The sequence below is a fragment of the Sessilibacter sp. MAH1 genome, assembly GCF_054658315.1.
This window is the reverse complement of the sequence record NZ_BAAGIC010000004.1, coordinates 140,033-162,807: the sequence shown is the minus strand read 5'-3', so window position 1 is coordinate 162,807 and position 22,775 is coordinate 140,033. Positions and strand designations below refer to the sequence as shown.

Annotated in this window: 19 protein-coding genes and 1 riboswitch; of the genes, 14 read left to right on the top strand and 5 right to left on the bottom strand. The window is 44.1% G+C overall.

Features of this window, described 5'->3' with window-relative positions; all coding sequences use genetic code 11:
- The first annotated feature begins 12 nt into the window (after positions 1 to 12).
- From ACYQ28_RS05710 to ACYQ28_RS05680, 7 genes are all read left to right on the top strand, one after another.
- Complete coding sequence (locus ACYQ28_RS05710) at positions 13 to 717, top strand: succinate dehydrogenase iron-sulfur subunit (protein WP_460048703.1); 705 nt, start codon at positions 13 to 15, stop codon at positions 715 to 717.
- Between the two features lie 608 nt (positions 718 to 1,325).
- A complete protein-coding gene (locus tag ACYQ28_RS05705) occupies positions 1,326 to 4,169 on the top strand; it encodes a 2-oxoglutarate dehydrogenase E1 component (protein WP_460048701.1) in 2,844 nt (947 codons plus the stop codon).
- A gap of 99 nt (positions 4,170 to 4,268) precedes the next feature.
- The gene (gene odhB / locus ACYQ28_RS05700) at positions 4,269 to 5,762 is read left to right on the top strand and encodes a 2-oxoglutarate dehydrogenase complex dihydrolipoyllysine-residue succinyltransferase (protein ID WP_460048699.1); all 1,494 of its coding nucleotides are present in this window, start codon (positions 4,269 to 4,271) and stop codon (positions 5,760 to 5,762) included.
- Positions 5,763 to 5,851: 89 nt separating this feature from the next.
- The gene (gene lpdA / locus ACYQ28_RS05695; protein WP_460048697.1) at positions 5,852 to 7,297 is read left to right on the top strand and encodes a dihydrolipoyl dehydrogenase; all 1,446 of its coding nucleotides are present in this window, start codon (positions 5,852 to 5,854) and stop codon (positions 7,295 to 7,297) included.
- A 253-nt stretch (positions 7,298 to 7,550) separates the two neighbouring features.
- Positions 7,551 to 8,714: an ADP-forming succinate--CoA ligase subunit beta gene (gene sucC, locus ACYQ28_RS05690; protein WP_460048695.1), complete on the top strand. Its 1,164-nt coding sequence runs from the start codon at positions 7,551 to 7,553 to the stop codon at positions 8,712 to 8,714.
- A gap of 11 nt (positions 8,715 to 8,725) precedes the next feature.
- On the top strand, positions 8,726 to 9,598 hold the full coding sequence (gene sucD / locus ACYQ28_RS05685; protein WP_460048693.1) for a succinate--CoA ligase subunit alpha: 873 nt from the start codon (positions 8,726 to 8,728) through the stop codon (positions 9,596 to 9,598).
- A gap of 350 nt (positions 9,599 to 9,948) precedes the next feature.
- Complete coding sequence (locus ACYQ28_RS05680) at positions 9,949 to 10,365, top strand: hypothetical protein (protein ID WP_460048691.1); 417 nt, start codon at positions 9,949 to 9,951, stop codon at positions 10,363 to 10,365.
- 11 nt (positions 10,366 to 10,376) lie between these two features.
- On the opposite strand, the gene ACYQ28_RS05675 is transcribed toward ACYQ28_RS05680, so the two are convergent.
- The 5 genes from ACYQ28_RS05675 to ACYQ28_RS05655 all read right to left on the bottom strand — a co-directional run bounded on the left by ACYQ28_RS05675 (position 10,377) and on the right by ACYQ28_RS05655 (position 14,631).
- Positions 10,377 to 10,682, bottom strand: coding sequence for a hypothetical protein (locus ACYQ28_RS05675; RefSeq protein ID WP_460048690.1), 306 nt, complete (start codon positions 10,680 to 10,682; stop codon positions 10,377 to 10,379).
- A 97-nt stretch (positions 10,683 to 10,779) separates the two neighbouring features.
- Positions 10,780 to 11,535, bottom strand: a complete 756-nt coding sequence (locus tag ACYQ28_RS05670) for a phosphotransferase (protein WP_460048689.1) — start codon at positions 11,533 to 11,535, stop codon at positions 10,780 to 10,782.
- Positions 11,536 to 11,558: 23 nt separating this feature from the next.
- Positions 11,559 to 12,149: a nicotinamide riboside transporter PnuC gene (gene pnuC, locus ACYQ28_RS05665; RefSeq protein WP_460048687.1), complete on the bottom strand. Its 591-nt coding sequence runs from the start codon at positions 12,147 to 12,149 to the stop codon at positions 11,559 to 11,561.
- A 35-nt stretch (positions 12,150 to 12,184) separates the two neighbouring features.
- Positions 12,185 to 12,439 (bottom strand): YkoF family thiamine/hydroxymethylpyrimidine-binding protein, encoded by a 255-nt coding sequence (locus ACYQ28_RS05660; RefSeq protein WP_460048686.1) that lies wholly within the window; start codon positions 12,437 to 12,439, stop codon positions 12,185 to 12,187.
- A gap of 14 nt (positions 12,440 to 12,453) precedes the next feature.
- Positions 12,454 to 14,631 (bottom strand): TonB-dependent receptor, encoded by a 2,178-nt coding sequence (locus ACYQ28_RS05655; protein ID WP_460048685.1) that lies wholly within the window; start codon positions 14,629 to 14,631, stop codon positions 12,454 to 12,456.
- Between the two features lie 80 nt (positions 14,632 to 14,711).
- Positions 14,712 to 14,810, bottom strand: a riboswitch (TPP riboswitch).
- A 237-nt stretch (positions 14,811 to 15,047) separates the two neighbouring features.
- Between ACYQ28_RS05655 and fadB the strand changes: the two genes are divergently transcribed.
- The 7 genes from fadB to ACYQ28_RS05620 all read left to right on the top strand — a co-directional run bounded on the left by fadB (position 15,048) and on the right by ACYQ28_RS05620 (position 22,723).
- Positions 15,048 to 17,195 carry a fatty acid oxidation complex subunit alpha FadB gene (gene fadB / locus ACYQ28_RS05650; protein ID WP_460048683.1) on the top strand — a complete coding sequence of 716 codons (2,148 nt, stop codon included), beginning with the start codon at positions 15,048 to 15,050 and terminating at the stop codon, positions 17,193 to 17,195.
- A gap of 360 nt (positions 17,196 to 17,555) precedes the next feature.
- Positions 17,556 to 18,017 (top strand): N-acetyltransferase family protein, encoded by a 462-nt coding sequence (locus ACYQ28_RS05645; protein WP_460048681.1) that lies wholly within the window; start codon positions 17,556 to 17,558, stop codon positions 18,015 to 18,017.
- Between the two features lie 84 nt (positions 18,018 to 18,101).
- Positions 18,102 to 18,644: a PaaI family thioesterase gene (locus ACYQ28_RS05640; protein ID WP_460048680.1), complete on the top strand. Its 543-nt coding sequence runs from the start codon at positions 18,102 to 18,104 to the stop codon at positions 18,642 to 18,644.
- Between the two features lie 4 nt (positions 18,645 to 18,648).
- Positions 18,649 to 19,089 (top strand): PaaI family thioesterase, encoded by a 441-nt coding sequence (locus tag ACYQ28_RS05635; RefSeq protein ID WP_460048679.1) that lies wholly within the window; start codon positions 18,649 to 18,651, stop codon positions 19,087 to 19,089.
- 233 nt (positions 19,090 to 19,322) lie between these two features.
- A complete protein-coding gene (gene htpG / locus ACYQ28_RS05630; RefSeq protein ID WP_460048678.1) occupies positions 19,323 to 21,227 on the top strand; it encodes a molecular chaperone HtpG in 1,905 nt (634 codons plus the stop codon).
- A 163-nt stretch (positions 21,228 to 21,390) separates the two neighbouring features.
- Positions 21,391 to 22,416 carry an NAD(P)H-dependent glycerol-3-phosphate dehydrogenase gene (locus ACYQ28_RS05625; protein WP_460048677.1) on the top strand — a complete coding sequence of 342 codons (1,026 nt, stop codon included), beginning with the start codon at positions 21,391 to 21,393 and terminating at the stop codon, positions 22,414 to 22,416.
- Positions 22,409 to 22,723 carry a DUF4389 domain-containing protein gene (locus ACYQ28_RS05620; protein ID WP_460048676.1) on the top strand — a complete coding sequence of 105 codons (315 nt, stop codon included), beginning with the start codon at positions 22,409 to 22,411 and terminating at the stop codon, positions 22,721 to 22,723. Before ACYQ28_RS05625 ends, ACYQ28_RS05620 begins: the two co-directional genes overlap by 8 nt.
- Positions 22,724 to 22,775 lie beyond the last annotated feature (52 nt).

Genomic DNA, 22,775 nt, shown 5'->3' with positions numbered 1-22,775 from the left:
GGAGTAATGATTATGTTGAAAGTAGAAGTTTATCGTTACAACCCTGATGCAGATAAAGCGCCTTATATGAAAACATATGAGGTTGATACTCAGGGTAAAGATCTGATGGTTCTTGATGTTCTTGAGCTTCTTAAAGCCCAAGATCCATCTTTAGCGTTCCGTCGCTCTTGTCGTGAAGGTGTTTGTGGCTCTGACGGCATGAACATCAATGGTAAAAATGGTTTGGCGTGTATCAAGCCTTTGTCTGAGTGTGTTAAAGACAATAAATTGGTCCTACGTCCATTGCCCGGCTTACCGGTAATTCGCGATCTTGTTATCGACATGTCTCAGTTCTATGAGCAGTACAAAAAGATCGAACCGTTCCTACAAAACAATACTCCAGCGCCAGCTATTGAGCGTCTTCAGTCTCCTGAAGAACGTGCAAAATTAGATGGATTGTACGAGTGTATTTTGTGTGCGTGCTGTTCAACAAGCTGCCCATCTTTCTGGTGGAACCCTGACAAGTTTATTGGTCCTGCCGGTTTATTACAGGCTTACCGATTCTTGGCAGACAGCCGTGATACGGAAACGACAAAACGTCTTGCTAATTTGGATGATCCGTTCAGTGTGTTCCGTTGCCACGGAATTCAAAACTGCGTACAAGTTTGTCCGAAAGGTTTGAACCCAACGCGCGCAATTGGTCATATCAGAAGCTTGTTGTTGAGCAATGCAACCTAATTTGTAGGCTGTTATTGTTAGACCTCTAAACCAAGGTCTTATAGCCTTGGTTTAGAAAAAGTTTTAATGTAATTATGTTTGCCAATTAAAAATCAAATGTATTCATGAGTTTCTAGCGCCGCTTTTTTATAAGCAAAATCGATAGAAAACGGGCCCATGAATAATTTGAGCATAAATTATTAGAATAAATTTGATTTAGGTTGTCATTAGCATCAATTACGTTTCGAAGCTAAATTCGATAGCTTGTTTGGAAAAACATTTTAGACAAGTAAATTTCGAGAGCACCGGCTTTACGGTGATAAATAAAAACGGATGTCGTTGAATAAACGACTTTTTAGCGAACATCGGGGTGCGTCGACTAACCGTCGGCCTATCTGTAAAAGTCAGGCGGATAACGTTCTGACACTCAAGGTTTCTACGCCGTTTCTTAGATTTTGGATCATAAGCCGAAATCTGCAAAGAAAATTAGCTTCGCCTTGTAGTTTTTCAGAACGAAAATAATTGCCAAGGTCAGAGAGCCTTAATCTTATCAAGATTTGAGGTATTCGCGTCCGTGACATTTTAGCGCCTCTTGCAGGTAGGATGCCCCAGTTTAAAGGTGGGCAGAAATGCAAGACAGCATAATGGAAGCTCTGTGGAGTACTTCCCATATATCAGGCGGTAATGCCGCATATGTAGAAGATTTGTATGATGCATATCTTCACGATCCGAACGCTGTTCCAGAACAGTGGCGTGAATATTTTGATCAACTCCCAAGAGTACAGGGTGCCGTCGGCGCTGATACACCTCATTCAATTATTAGACAGCAGTTTGCGCAACTTGCTAAAGATCGTGTACGTGGTAAAGCGACTTTAGGATCATCTTCTGCAGGTGCAGTGAGTCCTGAGCACGAAGCTAAGCAAATTAAAGTTGTTCAGCTGATTAATGCCTATCGATCTCGTGGTCATAAACTCGCGAAAACTGATCCATTAGAAATGGAAGTTAAAGCAGAAGTTGCAGACCTAGATATTCATTATCACGGCTTAACTACCGCTGATTTAGACACAGTATTTCAAACTGGCGATCTAATGATGGGCGTAGACGAAGCCCCTCTTCGCGACATCTTAAGTGCACTACAAGAAACCTATTGTGGGTCTATTGGTTCAGAAATTACCCATATTAATGATGCTGCTGAGCGTCAGTGGTTATTGCAACGCTTAGAAAGTGTTCGTGCGAAGCCGAATTACAGTAAAGAAGTTCAATTGCGTTTACTCGATCGACTAACCGCAGCCGAAGGTCTTGAGCGTCATCTTGATTCTAAATACCCAGGTACCAAACGTTTCGGCCTTGAAGGTGGCGAAAGTTTCGTTCCGTTAGTTGACGCATTAATCAAACGCGCTGGCGCTTTTGGTGCTAAAGAAATTGTTATGGGTATGGCTCACCGTGGTCGTTTAAATACCCTAGTGAACATTCTTGGTAAAAACCCAACTGCGCTGTTTGAAGAATTCGAAGGTAAGAAGCTTGTTTCTACCTCAGGTGACGTTAAATACCACCAGGGCTTCTCTTCAAACGTGATGACTCAGGGTGGCGAAGTTCACCTAGCCATGGCGTTTAACCCATCGCACTTGGAAATTGTTTCCCCAGTGGTTGAGGGTTCCGTAAGAGCTCGTCAAGACAGAAGAAATGATTCAACCGGTGATCTAGTTGTACCCATCTCTGTTCACGGTGATGCTGCATTTGCGGGTCAAGGTGTTGTCTTTGAAACCTTCCAAATGTCGCAAACTCGCGCCTACAAAACCGGCGGTACTCTTCATGTTGTAATCAACAACCAAGTTGGTTTTACCACAAGTTTGAAAGAAGATGCCCGCTCTACCGATTACTGTACCGACATCGCTAAGTTCGTAGAAGCTCCTGTATTCCACGTTAATGGCGATGACCCAGAAGCGGTAATTTTTGTGGCTCAATTAGCGATGGATTATCGCTACGAGTTCAAAAAAGACGTTGTTATCGATTTGGTTTGTTACCGTCGTCGTGGTCACAACGAAACTGACGAGCCTTCGTCAACTCAGCCGTTGATGTATCAAAAAATTCGCAACCACAAAACCACTCGTACTCTGTATTCTGATCGTTTGGTGGCTGCAAATATTTTGTCACAGGACGATTCCGACAACTTAGCGAAAGAATATCGCGCTAAGTTAGATAACGGTGAATCAGTAGCAGATGGTTTAATTACCGAGCCAGATTCTTCGTTGTTTGTAGATTGGTCGCCATACATCGGCCACGATTGGACTGCCGAAGGTGACACGCGCGTAGAGATTAAGAAATTAAGCGAAATCGCTGTGAAAACCTGTGAAGTTCCAGATGGTATCCAGATTCAGCGCCAAGTTTCTAAGATTTATGAAGATCGACGCAAAATGGCCGCCGGCAGTGCTGCATTGAACTGGGGTATGGCGGAGATTCTTGCCTACGGCACCCTGCTTGATGAAGGTTATTCGATTCGTATGACTGGTCAGGACTGTGGTCGAGGAACTTTCTCTCACCGTCATGCCGTCGTTCACAGTCAGAAAGATGCTACTCGCTACACCCCGTTATCTCATCTTAAAGCTGATCAACCAGCTTTTGATTTGTACGACTCTTACTTGTCTGAAGAAGCTGTACTTGCGTTTGAATACGGCTACGCAACGACTGCTCCTAGAAGTTTAGTGATTTGGGAAGCTCAATTTGGTGACTTTGCTAACGGTGCGCAGGTTGTAATCGACCAATTTATCACCAGTGGTGAGCACAAGTGGGGTCGTCTATGTGGTTTAACCATGTTGTTGCCGCACGGTTATGAAGGACAAGGCCCAGAGCATTCTTCTGCACGTTTAGAGCGTTTTATGCAGTTGTGTGCTGAGCACAATATTCAGGTGTGTATCCCAACAACTCCTGCACAAGTGTTCCATATGTTGCGTCGACAAGCGATTCGACCAATGCGTCGTCCGTTGATCGTTATGAGTCCAAAGTGGATTTTGCGTCATCCGCTTGCAACATCAACATTGGAAGAGCTTGCCGATGGCAGCTTCCAAAACGTGATTGCTGATAAAGAAATCGATCCAGCAAAAGCGAAGCGTGTTGTTATGTGTAGCGGCAAGGTGTACTACCACTTGCTTGAAGCGCGTAACGAAAAAGAAATTGATGATGTTGCATTAGTACGAGTCGAACAGTTGTACCCGTTCCCAGAACAAGAGTTGTTCGAAGCGCTATCTCCTTACAAAAACATCGTTGATTTCACTTGGTGTCAAGAAGAGCCAATGAACCAAGGTGCATGGTTTAGCATTCAGCATCGCATGTATCGCGTGCTGGATAAGCTTGACCATAAAGCTCCTTTACGATTTGCAGGACGTGATGCGTCTGCGGCGCCAGCGGCAGGGTACATGTCTACGCATGTTGAAGAGCAAAATCGCCTAGTTGCAAAAGCTCTTACAGTTGAGTAGTACAGATAAAAGATTTGGGCCATTAGAAACACGGCGGGCGTTGCCCGCCACAATAAATACTCCATAACGAAGCGGTATCCCGAAGGAAGATCAACCACAATGACTACAGAAATCAAAGCGCCTACCTTTCCAGAGTCGGTACAAGACGGTGTAATAGCAAATTGGCACAAACAACCTGGCGAAGCAGTCAGTCGAGATGAATTGTTGGTCGACATTGAAACCGACAAGGTAGTTCTTGAAGTTGTTGCTCCTGCAGACGGCGTTCTTGGCGATGTTCTTAAAAAAGAAGGCGACACAGTTTTAAGTAATGAAGTAATCGCAAATATTATTGAAGGCGGTGCTAGCGTTAGCGCTCCTGTAGCGGCTGCTCCGGTTACTGCTTCTGCTGCCAGTGGCGCAGCTGTTGAAATTAAAGCTCCAACTTTCCCTGAATCTGTTCAGGACGGTACCGTAGCCAGCTGGCACAAAAAAGTTGGTGAAGCAGTAGCTCGTGATGAACTGATCGTTGATATTGAAACCGATAAAGTTGTATTGGAAGTTGTTGCCCCAGTTGATGGTGTATTAACCGCAATCTCTGCCGAAGAAGGTGCGACCATTGCCAGCAACCAAGTGATTGGCGTTATCACTGAAGGTGCATCTGCATCTGCTGCGGCTGCTCCAGTTGCTGCTGAAGCTCCAGCTGCCTCTTCAGCCTCTGAAACAATTGCAAGTCCAGCTGCTCGCAAAATGGCCGATGAAAAAGGTGTTGATTTAGGTTCTGTTGCTGGTACTGGTAAAGGTGGCCGTATCACTAAAGAAGACGTTGCTAGTGCCTCTTCTAAACCAGCCCCTGCTCCTGCGCCAGTTGCTGCTAAGCCTGCTCCAGTTGCTGCGCCATTACCTGCGGGTGAGCGCATCGAAAAACGTGTTCCAATGACTCGTTTGCGTAAGCGCATTGCTGAGCGTCTATTGAATGCAACTACGTCAACAGCTATGTTGACTACCTTCAACGAAGTTAACATGAAGCCTTTAATGGATCTTCGTCAAGAGTACAAGGATCTGTTTGAAAAAATGCACAACGGTTCTCGCCTAGGTTTTATGGGCATGTTTACCAAAGCGGCTTGTGAAGCGCTGAAACGCTTCCCGCAAGTTAATGCTTCTATCGATGGTGACGATGTTGTATACCATGGCTTCCAAGACATTGGTGTTGCGGTTTCTACTCCAAATGGCTTGGTTGTTCCTGTTCTTCGTGACGTTGACGATATGAGCATTGCAACTATCGAAAACACCATCCGTGACTATGGCCTTCGTGCTCGCGATGGCAAGTTAGGTATTGATGAGATGATTGGTGGTACCTTCACAATCACCAACGGTGGTGTGTTTGGTTCGCTACTTTCAACGCCAATTCTTAACCCACCTCAGTCAGCTATTCTTGGCATGCACAAAATCCAAGATCGCCCAATGGCTGTAAACGGTAAGGTTGAAATCTTACCAATGATGTACCTAGCGCTTTCTTATGATCACCGCTTGCTTGACGGTAAAGATGCTGTTCAATTCTTGGTAGCAATCAAAGAAATGATTGAAGATCCTGCTCGCATCTTGTTGCAAGTTTAATTAGGCCTCCCCATATCGATATCGTGGCCAGTTATAACGTCAGTTGTAACTGGCCTCACCATAAAGATTTACTGATCAGGAATTGAATTATGTCGGATAAATACGATGTTATCGTCATTGGCTCGGGCCCTGCGGGTTACGTCGCCGCAATCCGCAGTGCGCAGTTAGGTTTGAAAACTGCTTGTATTGAAAAGTGGAAAAATAAAGACGGTAAAGGTATCAACGGTGGTACCTGCTTGAACGTCGGTTGTATCCCTTCAAAAGCGTTACTAGATAGCTCTCACAAATATCACGATGCACATGCGGCGTTCGAAGCTCACGGTATCAGCACCGGTGAAGTGACTATCGATGTTCCTACCATGATCAAGCGTAAAGACGCAGTTGTTAAGCAAATGTCTGGCGGTATCGCTGGTTTGTTCCAAGCTAACAAAGTTACTTCTTTATACGGTACCGGAAAACTACTTGCTGGCAAAAAAGTGGAATACACCGATTTCGACGGTAAAACCACCGTTTTAGAAGCCAGTAACGTCATTCTTGCTAGCGGTTCAACACCCGTTGCTATCCCGGTTGCCCCAGTCGACAACGACATTATTGTTGATTCAACTGGCGCACTTGAGTTCTCATCGGTTCCTGCTCGTTTGGGCGTAATTGGTGCGGGTGTAATTGGTCTTGAGCTAGGCAGCGTATGGAGCCGTTTGGGTTCAGACGTTGTACTTCTTGAAGCCATGCCTGACTTCCTGTCTACCATGGATCAGGAAATTGCCAAAGAAGCGAAGAAAATTCTAACCAAACAAGGGTTGGATATTCGTCTAGGTTGTCGCGTAACTGGCACCGAAATCAAAGGTCGTGAAGTAGAAGTTACTTACACCGATGCTGACGGTAACGAAGCAAAACAAACTTTTGACAAGTTGATCGTCTGTGTTGGTCGTCGCCCATTCACCGAAGGCCTGCTTGCTGGCGACAGCGGTGTAAACTTAGATGAGCGCGGTTTCATTTACGTAAACGACCTTTGCTCAACCAATGCTCCCGGTGTTTGGGCAGTTGGCGACGTTGTTCGTGGCCCAATGCTCGCGCACAAAGGCTCTGAAGAAGGTGTAATGGTAGCTGAGCGTATTGCTGGCGAAAAAACCCTTATCAATTACGACATTATTCCAAACGTAATCTATACCCACCCAGAAGTTGCCTCTGTCGGTAAGACTGAAGAGCAATTAAAAGCAGACGGTATTCCTTACAACGTTGGTACCTTCCCATTTACCGCTATCGGTCGTGCAGTTGCTGCAAACGAGTCAGACGGTAAAGTTAAGATGCTTGCCCACGCTGATACCGACCGTGTTCTTGGCTGCCACATTGTTGGCCCAAGCGCTTCTGACCTTGTTCAAGCTGTTGCTTTGGCAATGGAATTCGGTACTTCTGCAGAAGACATCGGTATGACTGTTTTCGGTCACCCAACCTTCTCTGAAGCGGTTAAAGAAGCTGCGTTGGCGGTTAACGGTCACGCGATTCATATGCCGAACCGTCCAAAGCGTAAAAAATAAGATCGCTATCAACCAAAAACAAAAGCCGCATTAAGACGGATACCTACTAGCTTTGACGTCACGCTTTCATTTCGGCGTCAGACTCACTTTGAGCTAAACCCAGCTCCAGTGAGGCTCGGGGCACATTAGCGTACCCGCTCCGGGCAACCAAGGCGTGAGGTTAAGACCTCATAGATGTCAATTGAGTTGGACAGGACGGCAGATAACCCATCTGCGGTTGCTCGAAAACACAGTCAAAAACGGATAAATAGTCATGAACTTGCATGAGTATCAGGGCAAAATGCTGTTTCGCGAATACGGCTTGCCTGTATCAAAAGGTATTGCTGCAGTGACTGCAGCAGAAGCTGCGGCAGCAGCTGATGAAATTGGTGGCGATAAGTGGGTGGTTAAAGCCCAGGTTCACGCTGGTGGTCGCGGTAAAGCCGGTGGTGTAAAACTTGTAAGCTCCAAAGCCGAGATCGAAGAGTTCGCAAAAAAATGGTTAGGCAACCGTTTGGTTACATACCAAACAGACGAAAAAGGCCAGCCAGTTAGCCGTATTTTGGTTGAATCTTGCACCGACATTGCTAACGAACTATACCTAGGCGCGGTTGTTGACCGTTCTAGCCGTCGTATCGTTTTCATGGCATCGACAGAAGGTGGTGTAGAAATCGAGAAAGTTGCAGAAGAAACTCCAGAAAAGATTCTAAAAGCAACTGTAGACCCTCTAGTTGGCGCACAGCCATACCAAGCCCGTGAATTGGCATTTAAATTAGGTCTAGAAGGCGTTCAAATTAAGCAATTTACCCAAATCTTCTTGGGTCTTGCGAAAATGTTCCAAGAAAAAGACTTGGCTCTTCTTGAAATTAACCCATTGGTTATTACCGATGAAGGTAACCTTCACTGTCTAGACGCTAAAGTTGTTATCGATGGTAACGCTGTATACCGTCACCCAGAGCTGAAAGAAATGCACGATCCTTCGCAAGAAGATGCTCGTGAAGCTCACGCTGCTCAATGGGACCTTAACTACGTTGCTCTAGAAGGTAACATCGGTTGTATGGTTAACGGTGCTGGCCTTGCAATGGGTACCATGGACATCGTAAACCTGCACGGTGGTAAGCCTGCCAACTTCCTAGACGTAGGTGGTGGTGCAACTAAAGAGCGTGTAATCGAAGCTTTCAAAATCATCTTGGCCGATGACAACGTTAAAGCAGTATTGATCAACATTTTCGGCGGTATCGTACGCTGTGATTTGATCGCTGAAGGCGTTATTGGTGCAGTTGAGGAAGTTGGCGTAAAAGTACCTGTTGTTGTGCGCTTGGAAGGTAACAATGCTGACCTAGGTGCTAAGGTACTTGCGGATAGCGGTCTGAACATCATCGCTGCAACTAGCCTGACCGATGCTGCAGAGCAAGTTGTTAAAGCGGCTCAAGGTTAAGGGGAAGCACAATGAGTATTTTAATTAATAAAGACACCAAAGTAATTTGTCAGGGTTTCACTGGCGGCCAAGGTACTTTCCACTCTGAGCAAGCGATTGCTTACGGTACAAAAATGGTAGGCGGTGTTACTCCAGGTAAAGGTGGTACTACTCACCTAGGCTTGCCTGTATTCAACACTGTTGCAGAAGCCGTTGAAGCTACTGGTGCGGAAGCATCTGTAATCTACGTTCCTGCGCCATTCTGTAAAGACTCCATTTTGGAAGCAGCAAATGCCGGTATCAAACTAATCGTTTGTATTACCGAGCACATTCCAGTTATGGATATGCTTGAAGTAAAAGTTAAGTGTGACGAATTGGGCGTACGTTTAATCGGCCCTAACTGTCCAGGCGTTATCACTCCAGGAGAGTGTAAGATCGGCATTATGCCTGGTCACATTCACTTGCCAGGTAAAGTAGGTATCGTTTCTCGTTCTGGTACTTTGACTTACGAAGCTGTTAAGCAAACTACGGATGCGGGCTTCGGTCAATCTACTTGTGTTGGTATTGGTGGTGACCCAATTCCTGGTTCTAACTTCATTGATATTCTGAAGTTGTTCCAAGAAGACCCAGCGACCGAAGCGATTGTAATGATCGGTGAAATCGGTGGTTCTGCCGAAGAAGAAGCGGCTGCTTACATTAAAGCAAATGTAACCAAGCCAGTTGTTTCTTACATTGCAGGTGTTACTGCTCCTCCAGGAAAACGCATGGGTCACGCCGGTGCAATCATTTCTGGTGGTAAAGGTACCGCTGACGAGAAATTCGCTGCATTAAATGATGCTGGCGTTGCTACTTGTCGCAGCCTTGCAGACATCGGTAAAACTTTGAAAGAAGTTACTGGTTGGTAAGATTAATCTACGGATTAATTTTTGAAAAAGGCGGCCCGTGGGTCGCCTTTTTTATGTCTAATTTTTTAAATTTTTATTTTATAAATTGGTGGCTAAAAACTGTTATTATTTTTTTGTTTTTAAAGCTACATATTTGTCTATTTAATTAATGTCTGTCATTTGTGTGTTTTGAACAATTATTACACGTTTAGATTTTCTCACCGCTCTGTCTATATTCCTCTCTGATTAGTGTTTTGTAAATAATCTGTAAAAATAGTGATAACTGTAATTTTAACGGCTATTATTAGCGCCGGATGCAGCTTTAGAATTACCTTTTCGCGTATAACAATTAAAAGTAGGTAAGGATATCTATGACAGCGCTAACTTTTTCTACCAGTAACATCATTGCATTACACCAATTAGAGCTTCAAATTCGCCGAGAAACTGGCGTTAAACACAATCTTTCTAACGAAGCGTCATTACTCGATTTAGTTCGATTAGCCAGTGCCAGCACCAACCGAGCCGTTGCCAACGCATTTAAAAATTTTGAAATCGGCCTAGATGAATCAGTAAAAAAACAACTTATTTATCGCGGGGTTATATCTAGTCGAGAGCATTCTCAAGCCCTTGCTAAATCTCAAGATACTACCAAGCCTAAAATTTATCGTGGCAACATTATTTCTGAGTCGTCAATTTCTAACGCAGAAAATACCGGTGTCGACAGCGAAACTGCAATGGCAGAGATGCAACGAAAAAAACGTGTGTATCGCGGGAGAGTTATTGATTAAATTTGCTGAATTTAAACAAGCTGAGATATTAAGCGATTTAGCCAAGTTTTATTTGAAGGCTGTTTATTTTTTCGAGCATTAATTAGCACAATTCCCAAACTGTTTAATTTTTCTTGCTGATTAGAATCTAGCGAATCTATGAATTGTTGATAGGCAGCTTTAATGGTTGGAAATGGGCTTATAAAAGCTATTTTTATCAGCTCAATAACCGATTGTTCCGAGGCGAGTTGATGACGTTTACCGGTGTATTTTTTCACTTCAATGTCTAATTTGTACAGCGCCGTAAGGTTGTGAGAGTTCAAATTCAAAATTGACATAAAAATTCCTTGTGATTACACCCAGACATCAATATATGCAATTAAGGTAATAGGTTTCTGCTAATTAGTGTAGCACTCAGATCAAATCTCCCAGAGGTTATTCCTGTAACAACCATAATTTTTCTAACCAAAAACTAATTTGAATAATAATTCTTTGATTGGTTGTTGAAACAGAGTTCGATGCCTCACCTATGGCGAGCCAATCAAGCTCACCGGCCCCTAGGCCTGCGTACTCCCAATCGATAATGGCGAGGTTATTATCAGCAATAATAATATTATTCGGGTTTAGGTCGTGATGGGTCAGTTTTAAGGTGCGCTGTTGTGTTTGCCACTGTTTTAAATGCACCGAAAATTCTTGCCATTGTTTTAAATCGTTACCAATTAACGTGTTGGAACAATTTTCTGCGTAACGATGTAAATGTTCGTAGTAGTTAAATTCAGGAAGATCAAGCGTAATTGCCTGATAGGACGAAATAGCTTCTATAAGTAGATTTTTACTTTTTAGAGGCAACTTTGATAGGTCATTAAAGATTTTCCCTTCAATAAACTCAGACACAACAAAGCCAATGTCGTAATCAACATGAATGAGCGTTGGTGCTAAACCTAGCTCTGCAACTTTTGTTTGTATATAAACTTCATGTTGGCGGTTAATGCCATAGGTATTGGAAAGCGGAGAAAATAATTTTAACGTAAATTCAATTTTTTTATCCGAGCGTGTTGATAAAAAAAAGGCACCGTTGGTTAAACCGTCGTTACTACGAGCGATGATTTTGGGCGGCATTGTAAGTTTAGCGAAGGTAGGATTGCAATTTCCCCAGTTTTCCCACGTCGCCAATACCTTATTTATTTGCATAATTATGCGTAGCTGTTGATCAATTAAGATGCAGCATTTAGAGACACATCACCGCTGAGTTGTTTCTTCCAACGCCCCCAGCCAAACACACACAAAATTACATAAAAAATAAATAAATAAGCAGTACTCGTAAGACCTCTTTCTAAATAGAGCATGACCGAAACGGAGTCGATAACAATCCAATACAACCAATTTTCCAACACTTTTTGAGTTACCAAATAGGTGGCAAATAGACTTGCCCAGGTGGTGAAAGAATCAAGATAAGGCCAAGCCGCGCTGGTATTCTTTGCTAAGAAAAAACCACTAATTCCAGTTGCGCACACAATCAATAATATTGCTATGGCGTGTTTATGCAGCGACCAAGAGTGAATAGTTATTGATTGCGACTGATCCGAGCGCTTCTTCCATTGCAGCCAACCATACACCGCCATTAAGAGATAATACGCATTCAGGGCCGAATCCATAAACAGGCTTACGTCCCAAAATAACAGTGTATAAATGGCTGTGCTAAAAAAAGCACAAACCCAAGCGAGAGAGTTTTCTAACAAAACAAACAGCAGATAGGCAATGGCTAAAATAACCGCGAGGTTTTCCCAAGTTAAAAGAATATGCATTTTGAGAAAACCTCAAGTTATGTTGCTAGTAAAAATTAAGAATTTAACACTTCGGAATTGGGTAAAAACTTAGCAACGAATACGGCTTTGCCTTGGGTCTCATAGCTCCACTTCAATAACATTTTCAGTGAGTCCATGACTCGATCATATTCGCCCATAACAATGGTTGCGGTCGGAAATGTTTGCACCTTCAAACCGTCGATTGAATTTACCTTTTCGATAAAGGCTTTTATTGGGGGAATATAATCCCCGTTAAACGGATACATCGTTAACTCTACCGATAACATCATAATGTCAGCCTCAATTAAAATGTGTAGTTTGCACTCACGCCTAACACTCTGGGTTCGCCCAGCTGAGTGTAGAGTTCTGGTTCAGCAAAAAAATCACGAGGATCATTACTAAAAGTACCGAAACCTCGAACTTCATAATCTTTATCGCCGATGTTTCGGCCCCAGAGTGCAAATTGCCACTGTTCAAGTGTGTATTCCACGCGGGCATTTACTAGGTTGTAAGGTGACGATTTAAACTCGTGATCGTTGGAGAAGAAAAACTCGTCTTTGCCTTGAACCTGTATATCAATATTTAGCGCCGAGCTTAATTGTACATTGGTGCCAATGGTATAGGTGTACTTGGGTGCTTGCGGCAGATCATGACCATCGAGATCTACGCCAATATTAAACATTGGATCGGCATCAACGTGAGAGAAGCTTACGTAGTCTTTAAACTCGGAATCCAATAAACCTAGGCTAGAGTAAATGGTTACTGCATCGGTTAGAGCAAAATCTACCTGCGCCTCTAATCCAAGACTGGTTCCTGCTGCGGCATTGTCAATGAAGTCGTTAAATTGGCAGGGGAAACCTTCGGGTGGACAGACCACATTCGAAGAGGTGATTTGTACATCTTCACGATCTTGATAAAAGACCGACACGAGCGTTTGCAATCGACCGTCAAGCCACACACCTTTACTGCCAACTTCGTAATTAATTAATTCCTCAGAGTCGTATTCGCGAAATTCTGGCTCTAAGGTATTGTTAGGATTAAAACCACCAAATTTAAATCCTCGCGAAACCAATGCATATAAGAAATGATTGTCGCTCACTTGGTATTCAAGGGCGATTTTGGCGGTCCACTCGGTTTCATCGGCGTCTAATCGAACCGAATCGTTGTCGGCGTAATCGGCGTCTCTTTGCTCGATTCGAGCACCGGTAGTAAGCGTAAGATTATCGCTTAAACTGAAGCTTACCTGGCCGTAGATTGCAGTATTTTGGGTTTGATAATCGGTTAAAAAATCGTTATCTAAAAACGTGTAAACACGGCGTAAATCCACCTGCTGATCACGGTAATACAAACCCGCTAACCAAGTAATGTCGCCTTCGTCCGATAACCAACGCAGATCAACGGCGGTGTTTTTGTTGTCGCGAATAAAATTATCGAACGATGAGTATTCCAGCGGGAAGCCAACAAAATCTTCGTCGCAGGCAAGACCGTCGCAAAAACCCACAAACGTCCAGTCTTCATCAAAACCGTATTCTGTGTCGGAGTCAGCCTGACTTAAAGAAGCAATAAATTGATGACCGTTATCCAATGACCAGGTCGAGGTTAGAGCGGCAGCAAAGGTTTCTTGACGATCATGTCCGGGTTGATCGGTTTGGGTTTGACGTCCGTTGTCGAGAGAGAACGAGTCGTAACCATTATCGACGTCGGCATAAAATAAGATTAGATCGAGGGCTAACTGCTCAGTGGCTTGCCATGAAAAGGTGGTTCTTGCCACGGTTTCATCGATATTTTGAGTATCGTCACGATTTAAAAACGTATTCTCAATGTAGCCGTCGCTTTCATTTTTTTGCAGAGCGATTCGTGCGCCCAAATTATCGTTGAGCGGAACATTCAAAATTCCTTCAACCGAGCGCGTATCGTATTCCGCAAAAGAGGTTTTAATCGAGCCGCCAAGCTCTGGGGATACATCGTTGGTTTTAACATTGATAAGACCGGCCAAAGCGTTGGCGCCGTAAACGGTTCCTTGCGGACCGCGCAAAATTTCTACCTGTTCAACATCCAGTGCCGTTACTGCCGTGCTGATACCGGTAAAGTCGATGCCATCTACCAATACACCAACCGAGAAGTTAACCGGCTCAACAAACTCGGAGCGCTCACCAATGCCGCGAATTTGAATAAAACGCCCGCGCGAAGCGCCACTGGCTAGGTTCACATTGGGAGCGTTTAACAAGACTTGCTCAAGGTGTGAAGCGTTTTGACGCTCGATATCCGCTTGGGTGTAAATGCTAACGCTGGAAGCCTGCTTTAGAAGATTGGTTTCGCGCAGTTCGGCGGTCACTACAATTTCTTCAATACTGTTATTGTTGGTGTTTTCAGCGGCTATTAATGCAGAGCTGAACAACAAGCAAGACGAGGCAACAGCGCTGGCAATGCTAGGTTTAGGTAAATGAGCTTTGTGGATTTGCGGTTTGTGCGGTAACTTCATGAGAGCCTCCAATTAACGATTAACACGCTGATACAGCGTTGTTACGGAGACCCGGAATGCAAATGCGAAACAGGCGGAAATTCGTGATGTGTTCCTATCCCTACGCCGGCATTAACCGGATCAGGTCATAAGGGTTCGCGCAATTGCATCTCAGGCATAAGCCACCCCTTAGGATCGCGGCTATTGTAACGGCAAACGTAAAAATTGAAAGCCGAGCCGGCACAAAAATACATTCTTGTGGAACTGGTGACATTCACAGATGGCAACTGTCTTAGATCGTTGCTGTTATCAACCGACTAATGTTAACGTGATTGAACGATCCTTATGTCATTGAGCTGCGAGGTCTAGGGGATATCAAAAAGACTGGATTTTCACGCTCAAAAAATTTTAATACCAGCTTGTGAGAGGGCTCAATTATGTTTTCAGGCGCGACCTTATCGTTGAATTCATTATCCGATGGCTTTGTAGAATTACGTTTTGATCGCCAAGATCTGCCTATCAACAAATTTGATAAGGCGACCTTGGCAGAATTGCAACACGTCTTAGAAATGCTCACAACCGATGACAGTGTCCGCGGTGTTGTAGTGACCAGTGCTAAAGATTCATTTGTGGTTGGTGCTGATATTACAGAATTCGGAGAAATGTTTTCCCAAGACATACCCGATTTAATCGCGAATATCGAGCACATTACCTTTGATATTTTCAATAAATTAGAAGACCTACCTGTACCAACCGTAGTTGCCATCAACGGTTATTGTTTGGGTGGTGGTCTTGAGATTGCCCTCGCGGGTGATTTTCGAATTGCCACCCCACGTTCGACCATTGGCTTGCCAGAAACCAATCTTGGTATTATTCAGGGTTTTGGCGGCACCATTAGAATGTCTCGACTTGTCGGTGTTCGCACCGCCATAGAGTGGATTACCAAAGCAACCAATTATCCAGCTACCGAGGCCCTGAGTGCTGGAGTTATCGATGCGATTGTAGAGCCAGAGCAATTGCTGGATGAAGCCTTAGTCATTTTAGAGAAAGCGATTGCCGGTGAGATGGATTGGCAGGGCGCTGTTGCTAAGAAAAAATCACCTCTGATTGCTCCCGAAAATGATCCAGCCTTATTTGCCGAATTAAAAGATTCGGTGAGCAAATCGTTTAGTCATCATTATCCCGCGCTCTTAACCGCAGTTAAATGTATCGAGGAAGGCGCAAATCTTGATCGTGATGGCGCATTAAAAATAGAGGCGAAATACTTCGCCCAAATGGGCAAAACCGAAGTTGCCAAGCAATTAATTAACGTATTTTTAGCCGAGCAGGCCGTGGCTAAAATTGCTAAAAAATACGCAAAATCTTCAGAGCCTGTAAGTCACTCGGCGGTTTTAGGCGCTGGTATTATGGGTGGCGGTATCGCTTATCAATCGGCTTATAAAGGCACGCCGATTATTATGAAAGATATCAATCAAGCCGGTATTGATCTGGGTGTTAATGAAGCCACACAACTGCTTGCACGTCTAGAAAATCAAGGCCGAATTAACGCCGATAAAAAAGCAAAAGTACTTGCCAATATTTCGCCCACTTTAACCTACGACGGATTTGATAAAATCGACCTAGTGATAGAAGCGGTTGTTGAAAATCCCAAAGTAAAATTAGCGGTATTGGCCGAAGTAGAAAATGAAATCTCCGATAGCACCGTTTTAGCCACCAACACATCTACGATTTCAATCGATTATTTGTCTGAAAATCTTGCTCGACCCGAAAACTTTTTAGGTATGCACTTCTTTAATCCGGTTCCTAAAATGCCGTTGGTTGAAGTTATTAAGGGTACCAAAACCTCAGACGCCGCTATTGCTAAAACCGTTAATTACGCTTTAGCGATGGGTAAAAAACCGATCGTTGTTAAAGATTGTCCCGGATTTTTGGTAAACCGCGTGCTATTCCCGTATTTGGGCGCCTTTATGCAAATGGTTAACGAAGGCATAGACTTCACAACCATAGACAAAGTTATGGAAGACTTCGGTTGGCCAATGGGACCTGCGTATTTATGCGATGTTATTGGTATGGATACGACGGTTCACGCCGCAGACGTACTTGCCGAGGGTTTTCCTGATCGCATGAAATACGAATTCATCACTGCCGCTGAGCACTTATTAGCGAAAGATCGTTTAGGGCAAAAAAATGGTGTCGGTTTTTATAGCTACCCCAAAGACGAACGTGGCAGAGCGAAAAAGACCGAAGATAGCAACGCTGTTTCTGTATTGGATGAGGTTGTCACTGGCAACTGTAGCTATGATGAAAACACCATTTGCGAGCGATTAATGGTTGCATTCTGTTTAGAAGCAATACGCTGCTTGGAAGAAAATGTCGTCGATAGTGCTGTTGAGTTAGACATGGCGATGCTATATGGATTAGGCTTCCCGCGATTCAGAGGCGGTCCAATTCGTTATGTAGAAACACTAGGCATTGCCGAGTTTGTATCAATTGCAGACAAGTATGCGGGTTACGGAAATCTTTATAAGGTCACCGATAAATTACGCGCTATGGCAGAATCTGGACAAACCTTTTACGGCGAATAAACCCTAGGAACCTATTAGGAACCTCCGATTAGCTCATTCATGATTTAATTGGAGGTTTCCTTAATAAATCATGGTTATTTTTTTCGGCCATGATTTTTATTGGTCATTTATGTGTTTGACGGGCATTTATGTGTTTGACGGGCATTTATGTGTTTGACAGGAAGGTTTCGTTGAATAAACAGTTTTAATTCAGAAGGCCATAATTACAAAGCCGCTAATTACAAAGGCCACTGTTCAAAATAGGTTAACCAAAAGAGTATCGTCTGCTGTATATCCCTGCTTTACATTAATCAGAGATTCCTAGAATATTTTTCTAAGATCTCCCCCTAAATAAACACCTAATTTATCTCTTTATTAAAAATGTCTACCACCATCATTTACCGCGAAGCAACGCTCGAAGATTTACCCATTCTCTTAGTATTTGAACAAGGCATTATTTCTTCTGAGAGACCTTATAATCCGTGTATAAAACCCGACCCAGTATCCTATTACAGTATTTCTGATTTAATTGAGAGTGATTATTCAAGCGTAGTTGTCGCGCAAAAAGAGCAACGGATTCTTGCCAGCGGTTACGCAAAAATTTTGCCCTCAAAACCGTATTTAACCCACAAAGAACATGTGCTATTAGGATTTATGTATGTTGATCCTGAGTTTCGTGGCATGGGGTTGAACGCCGGTATTATTGAGCAATTGGTTGCTTGGTCAAAATCGAAGGATATTAACGATATTTATCTGGAGGTATACTCAGAAAATACGGCGGCGATTTCGGCCTACCAAAAAGCAGGTTTTAAGCCGCACATTACACAAATGAAACTGAATTAAGAGCAATTGGAAATACCGGTTCATTCACTGAGAGGTTAATCCAAATTTCCAATGCCGAGTTAATTCTCCAATGGCACCTTAACTATGAAAATACAATACAGTTTTCCAGAACTTGTTTTACCGCCAGAGTCTGAGTTGGTGTCGCTCGAAGAGGTTAGAAAACTCTGTGAACTGGTGTTGGGCGGTCAATTAAAAGCTAACCATGTGAGCGAGCTACAGCTTGAATACATCAGCATAGCGCGCGCAACCGTAGCCATGAAAATGCCTTTTCAAGAACGGCTAGTGGGAAATCCTTCGAACGGTGTTATGCACGGTGGTGCCATAACGACCTTGCTCGATACCTGTTGTGGCTCGGCAGCATTGAGTGTTTTAAGTGAATTATCGTTTGCGCCCACTCTAGACTTGCGTGTTGATTATCTGAGCCGAGGTGACAACAGCAGCGATATTTTTGCCCACGCCGAGGTTTATAAAATGACGAAAAACATTATTTTCACGCGCGGCGTTGCTTATCAACAACAAGAAAAACCGGTTGCCACCGTACACGCTAATTTTTCGCGACTCAGCGCCGAGCATACGGTGGCGATGCAATCGAGTATTCGTGCAATACTCGAAAAAGGAGCGGTTTAATATCATGGATCATTTTCTTGGAAATATTGAGCACATAAAAAACCAACGTGATTTCACAAAGCTTGTTGGTGAAATTCCCTACGCGCAAACGCTCGGCATTAAAATTTTAGACACACAACAAGGCATTCTTTTCTGCTTGCCTGCTCAAGAGAGTGTGGTGGGTAATCCAACTCTGCCTGCCATTCATGGCGGTGCTATTTCAGGTTTTATGGAAGTCTCTGCGGCGATGTTTTTATTGTTAAAATTTGAACGACCGGTGATTCCTAGAGTGGTTGATTTCTCCATCGATTTTTTGCGAGCAGGGCGCTTATTAGATACCTACGCCTCTTGTGAAATTCTGCGTCAGGGTAATCGAGTGACTAATGTGCAGGTTCGAGCCTGGCAGCAAGAGGAGCACAAACCCATTGCGACGGCACGGGCGCACTTCATTACGGAACCGCATTAATCAAGTAATCAACCCCAGTTACTCGAAAAATAATCATTCGCTCAGGGAAGAGATCGTCGGCTGCTTTTTTATTCCGATATTATAATCATCAACATGTAGCTCTGCTGATTGATTAGCCTTTCTTGCCTTGAAATCTTTTTGAAAGCCCTCACCTATAGTGCCAAGTAGGCACTGTGCTACCACCAGTGCCGTTTGAACAAGAGCAAGACTTATTATTTGAGGAGCTACTCTCGATGACTGTTGCCCAGAAGGAAACTCGCGGTTTCCAGACTGAAGCCAAACAACTCTTACATTTGATGATTCACTCTCTGTACTCCAACAGAGAAATTTTCCTAAGAGAACTTGTTTCCAATGCCTCCGATGCTGCCGACAAGCTGCGTTTTGAAGCGGTAAAAGACGATAGTTTGTTTGAAGGCGATAGCGACCTAAAAATCCGCATCGAATTTGATAAAGACGCAAAAACCGTCACTATCTCCGATAACGGCATTGGTATGTCTCGCGATGAAGTTGTGGAGCACTTGGGCACCATTGCCAAGTCGGGCACGGCCGCGTTTATGCAAAACCTCACCGGCGATGAGCGCAAAGATTCTCATCTTATTGGCCAATTTGGTGTTGGTTTCTATTCCGCGTTTATCGTTGCCGACAAGGTCGAAGTTTTCACCCGTAGAGCCGGTGCTAAGCCCGAAGATGGCGTGCATTGGGAGTGCGATGGCGAAGCTGAATACACGGTAGAAACTGTTGAGAAAGCCGATCGCGGTACCAAAATCGTATTGCATCTGAAAGACGATCAAACCGAATTTGCTGATGGCTGGCGTTTGCGCTCTATCGTTAAGAAATACTCCGACCATATTTCAATTCCGGTCGTTATGGCCAAAGAGCATTACGGGGCGGATGACGAAGACCAACCTGCAACTCCAGAAGACGAGGTTATTAACACCGCTACCGCGTTATGGACACGTCCACGTGGTGAAATAACCGATGAAGAATACAAAGAGTTTTACAAGCACATTTCTCACGATTTTACCGACCCTCTTAAATGGAGTCACAACCGTGTAGAAGGTAAGCTCGATTACACCAGTTTGCTGTACATTCCATCGAAAGCCCCCTTCGATTTGTACAACCGTGACGGTTCACGCGGCGTAAAGTTGTACGTGCAACGTACCTTCATCATGGATGACGCCGAGCAATTCTTCCCAATGTATTTGCGCTTCGTTAAAGGTGTGGTCGACTCGGCGGATTTATCGCTAAACGTTTCTCGTGAAATCTTACAGAAAGATCCAAATATCGATGCCATGCGCACAGCGTTAACCAAGCGCGTGTTGGATATGCTCGATAAAATGGCGAAAAACGATCCAGAAAATTACACCACCTTCTGGTCTGAATTCGGCCAAGTGTTAAAAGAAGGTCCGGCGGAAGACTATGCTAACCGCGAAAAAATCGCGAAATTACTGCGCTTCTCGTCCACCCATACCGATTCTAAAGTCCAAGATCAGTCTTTAGAGCAATACATTGAACGCATGAAAGAAGGCCAAGATAAAATTTATTTTGTGGCCGCTGAAAACTTCAATACCGCTAAGAACAGTCCGCATCTAGAAGTATTCCGCAAGAAAGGTATCGAGGTTCTCATTCTTTCAGATCGTGTTGACGAGTGGTTGATGAGCAACATGATGGAATTTGACGGCAAACATTTCCAAGATGTCGCCAAAGGCTCCCTGGATCTTGGCAAGTTAGATTCCGAAGAAGAGAAGAAGGCACAAGAAGAAAGCGAAAAGCAATTGGCGGGTTTACTTGAGCGCGCTAAAGAAGCTTTAAAAGACGACGTGAATAACGTTCGCATTACCCATCGTTTAACCGACTCACCTGCTTGTTTGGTGGTGGGTGAGCACGACATGGGTGCACAAATGCGTCGTTTGATGGAGCAAGCAGGCCAGGCTCTTCCCGAGGTTAAACCCGATTTAGAGCTTAACCCTGAGCATCCGCTGGTGGTTAAATTGGACATGGAGCCCGACGAAGATCGCTTTGTTGAGTTGGTAAAAATTCTGTTCGACCAAGCAAACCTAGCAGAAGGTGGCACCTTGTCAGACCCTGCGGGATACGTTCAAAGACTGAACAAACTCTTGTTAGAGCTATCTCACTAGCTCTCTCCTCCATAAAGCCAAGCATTTTGCTTGGCTTTATCACTACAGATCTCATAACCTACTGTCTTGATTTACACGTTGTTGTATCAATGTCAGCTTAATGAGCTAGCCTTAATCCAAAGGCGCAAATTTCTCGTAAAATTCATTATTTACAAGGATTTATATGCAAGGCCCAAAGAAAATTGCGGTTCTCGGTGGCGGAAGTTTTGGAACAGCAATCGCTAATTTCACTGCCTCTAACGGCCACAATGTTTTTCAATGGATGCGCAATGAAGAGCAGGCGCTGAGCTGCCAAAACGATCGCGAAAACAAAAAATACCTTCCCGGCTATAAGTTGTGCGATCAACTCACCATCACCTCAGATTTGACCGCGGCACTAACGGGTGCTCAGTTGGTGTTTGTATCCATTCCAAGTAAGTCTTTTCGCTCGGTGATTCAAACTGTTAAACCCCTGTTAGATCCAGGCGCTGGGATTGTCAGTACCGCTAAAGGTATCGAGCCAGAAGGCTTTGTGCTGATGAGCCAAATACTGGAAGAGGAAGTCCCAAATCACCCGATTGGTGTGTTAAGTGGGCCGAACTTCGCTAAGGAGATCGTTCAGAATCAGCAAACCGGTACGGTGATCGCCAGTGAAAACGAAACGTTGATAGAAACCGTTCAAGAGGTGCTCAGTTCACCCAGCTTTCGGGTTTATTCCAACCATGACCGCTATGGCGTAGAGCTCGGCGGCGCACTGAAAAATATCTACGCTATTGTCGCCGGTATGGCTGCGGCCATGGGTACAGGGCATAACACTCAAGCGATGTTACTGACGCGAAGCCTTGCTGAAATGAGCCGGTTTGCAACAGAGCTTGGCGCAAATCCAATGACTTTTTTGGGTTTGGCCGGTGTGGGTGATTTAATTTTAACCTGTACTTCCGATTTGAGCCGAAATTATCGGGTAGGATTCAGTATTGGTCGTGGCAAGACTTTGGATCAGGCCATAGAAGAAATTGGTCAAGTTGCCGAAGGGGTTAACACCGTTCGCATTGTTAAGAAAAAAGCGGACGAGCTGGATGTATACATGCCTTTGGTTTCTGGATTACATGCAGTATTGTTCGAGAATAAACCTGTATCAGAAGTTGCTAAACGACTGATGCAGGGCGAACAAAATTACGACGTCGAATTCACGGTAAAAAATAATGACTGACAAGCACTTCGCCTGGAATAAAGAAAATATTTGGTTAAGATTACTGTATATGGTCATTATTGGTTTTGGCGTATATATTTCCGTAATCTTAACGTGGCTTTTGGTCTTTCTTCAGTTTGTTCTAACCTTAGTGAGTGGCGAGCCGAACGCAAATCTATTGAAGTTTGGTTCGGGGCTTTCTCAGTATATTCAGCAAGGTTTCTTGTTTTTGTCGTTTAACTCGGAAGAAAAACCCTTTCCATTTCAAGATTGGCCAAACACAGACGATAAGGTTGACGATGCATCCGATGTTGGTGGTTCCGACTAATCTAGCGATCTGTAAGGCAGCAATCTCTAAGACTGCACTGCTTATTGTTTAA

What these genes read in the sequence shown, in the direction of transcription:
- ACYQ28_RS05645 (WP_460048681.1), top strand. Translation starts at nt 17,556, where the DNA reads ATGTCTACCACCATCATTTACCGCGAAGCAACGCTCGAAGATTTACCC.
- ACYQ28_RS05705 (WP_460048701.1), top strand. Translation starts at nt 1,326, where the DNA reads ATGCAAGACAGCATAATGGAAGCTCTGTGGAGTACTTCCCATATATCA.
- ACYQ28_RS05635 (WP_460048679.1), top strand. Translation starts at nt 18,649, where the DNA reads ATGGATCATTTTCTTGGAAATATTGAGCACATAAAAAACCAACGTGAT.
- ACYQ28_RS05640 (WP_460048680.1), top strand. Translation starts at nt 18,102, where the DNA reads ATGAAAATACAATACAGTTTTCCAGAACTTGTTTTACCGCCAGAGTCT.
- ACYQ28_RS05660 (WP_460048686.1), bottom strand. Translation starts at nt 12,439, where the DNA reads ATGATGTTATCGGTAGAGTTAACGATGTATCCGTTTAACGGGGATTAT.
- odhB (WP_460048699.1), top strand. Translation starts at nt 4,269, where the DNA reads ATGACTACAGAAATCAAAGCGCCTACCTTTCCAGAGTCGGTACAAGAC.
- htpG (WP_460048678.1), top strand. Translation starts at nt 19,323, where the DNA reads ATGACTGTTGCCCAGAAGGAAACTCGCGGTTTCCAGACTGAAGCCAAA.
- ACYQ28_RS05670 (WP_460048689.1), bottom strand. Translation starts at nt 11,535, where the DNA reads ATGCAAATAAATAAGGTATTGGCGACGTGGGAAAACTGGGGAAATTGC.
- ACYQ28_RS05680 (WP_460048691.1), top strand. Translation starts at nt 9,949, where the DNA reads ATGACAGCGCTAACTTTTTCTACCAGTAACATCATTGCATTACACCAA.
- ACYQ28_RS05620 (WP_460048676.1), top strand. Translation starts at nt 22,409, where the DNA reads ATGACTGACAAGCACTTCGCCTGGAATAAAGAAAATATTTGGTTAAGA.
- sucD (WP_460048693.1), top strand. Translation starts at nt 8,726, where the DNA reads ATGAGTATTTTAATTAATAAAGACACCAAAGTAATTTGTCAGGGTTTC.
- pnuC (WP_460048687.1), bottom strand. Translation starts at nt 12,149, where the DNA reads ATGCATATTCTTTTAACTTGGGAAAACCTCGCGGTTATTTTAGCCATT.
- ACYQ28_RS05710 (WP_460048703.1), top strand. Translation starts at nt 13, where the DNA reads ATGTTGAAAGTAGAAGTTTATCGTTACAACCCTGATGCAGATAAAGCG.
- ACYQ28_RS05655 (WP_460048685.1), bottom strand. Translation starts at nt 14,631, where the DNA reads ATGAAGTTACCGCACAAACCGCAAATCCACAAAGCTCATTTACCTAAA.
- ACYQ28_RS05625 (WP_460048677.1), top strand. Translation starts at nt 21,391, where the DNA reads ATGCAAGGCCCAAAGAAAATTGCGGTTCTCGGTGGCGGAAGTTTTGGA.
- fadB (WP_460048683.1), top strand. Translation starts at nt 15,048, where the DNA reads ATGTTTTCAGGCGCGACCTTATCGTTGAATTCATTATCCGATGGCTTT.
- sucC (WP_460048695.1), top strand. Translation starts at nt 7,551, where the DNA reads ATGAACTTGCATGAGTATCAGGGCAAAATGCTGTTTCGCGAATACGGC.
- ACYQ28_RS05675 (WP_460048690.1), bottom strand. Translation starts at nt 10,682, where the DNA reads ATGTCAATTTTGAATTTGAACTCTCACAACCTTACGGCGCTGTACAAA.
- lpdA (WP_460048697.1), top strand. Translation starts at nt 5,852, where the DNA reads ATGTCGGATAAATACGATGTTATCGTCATTGGCTCGGGCCCTGCGGGT.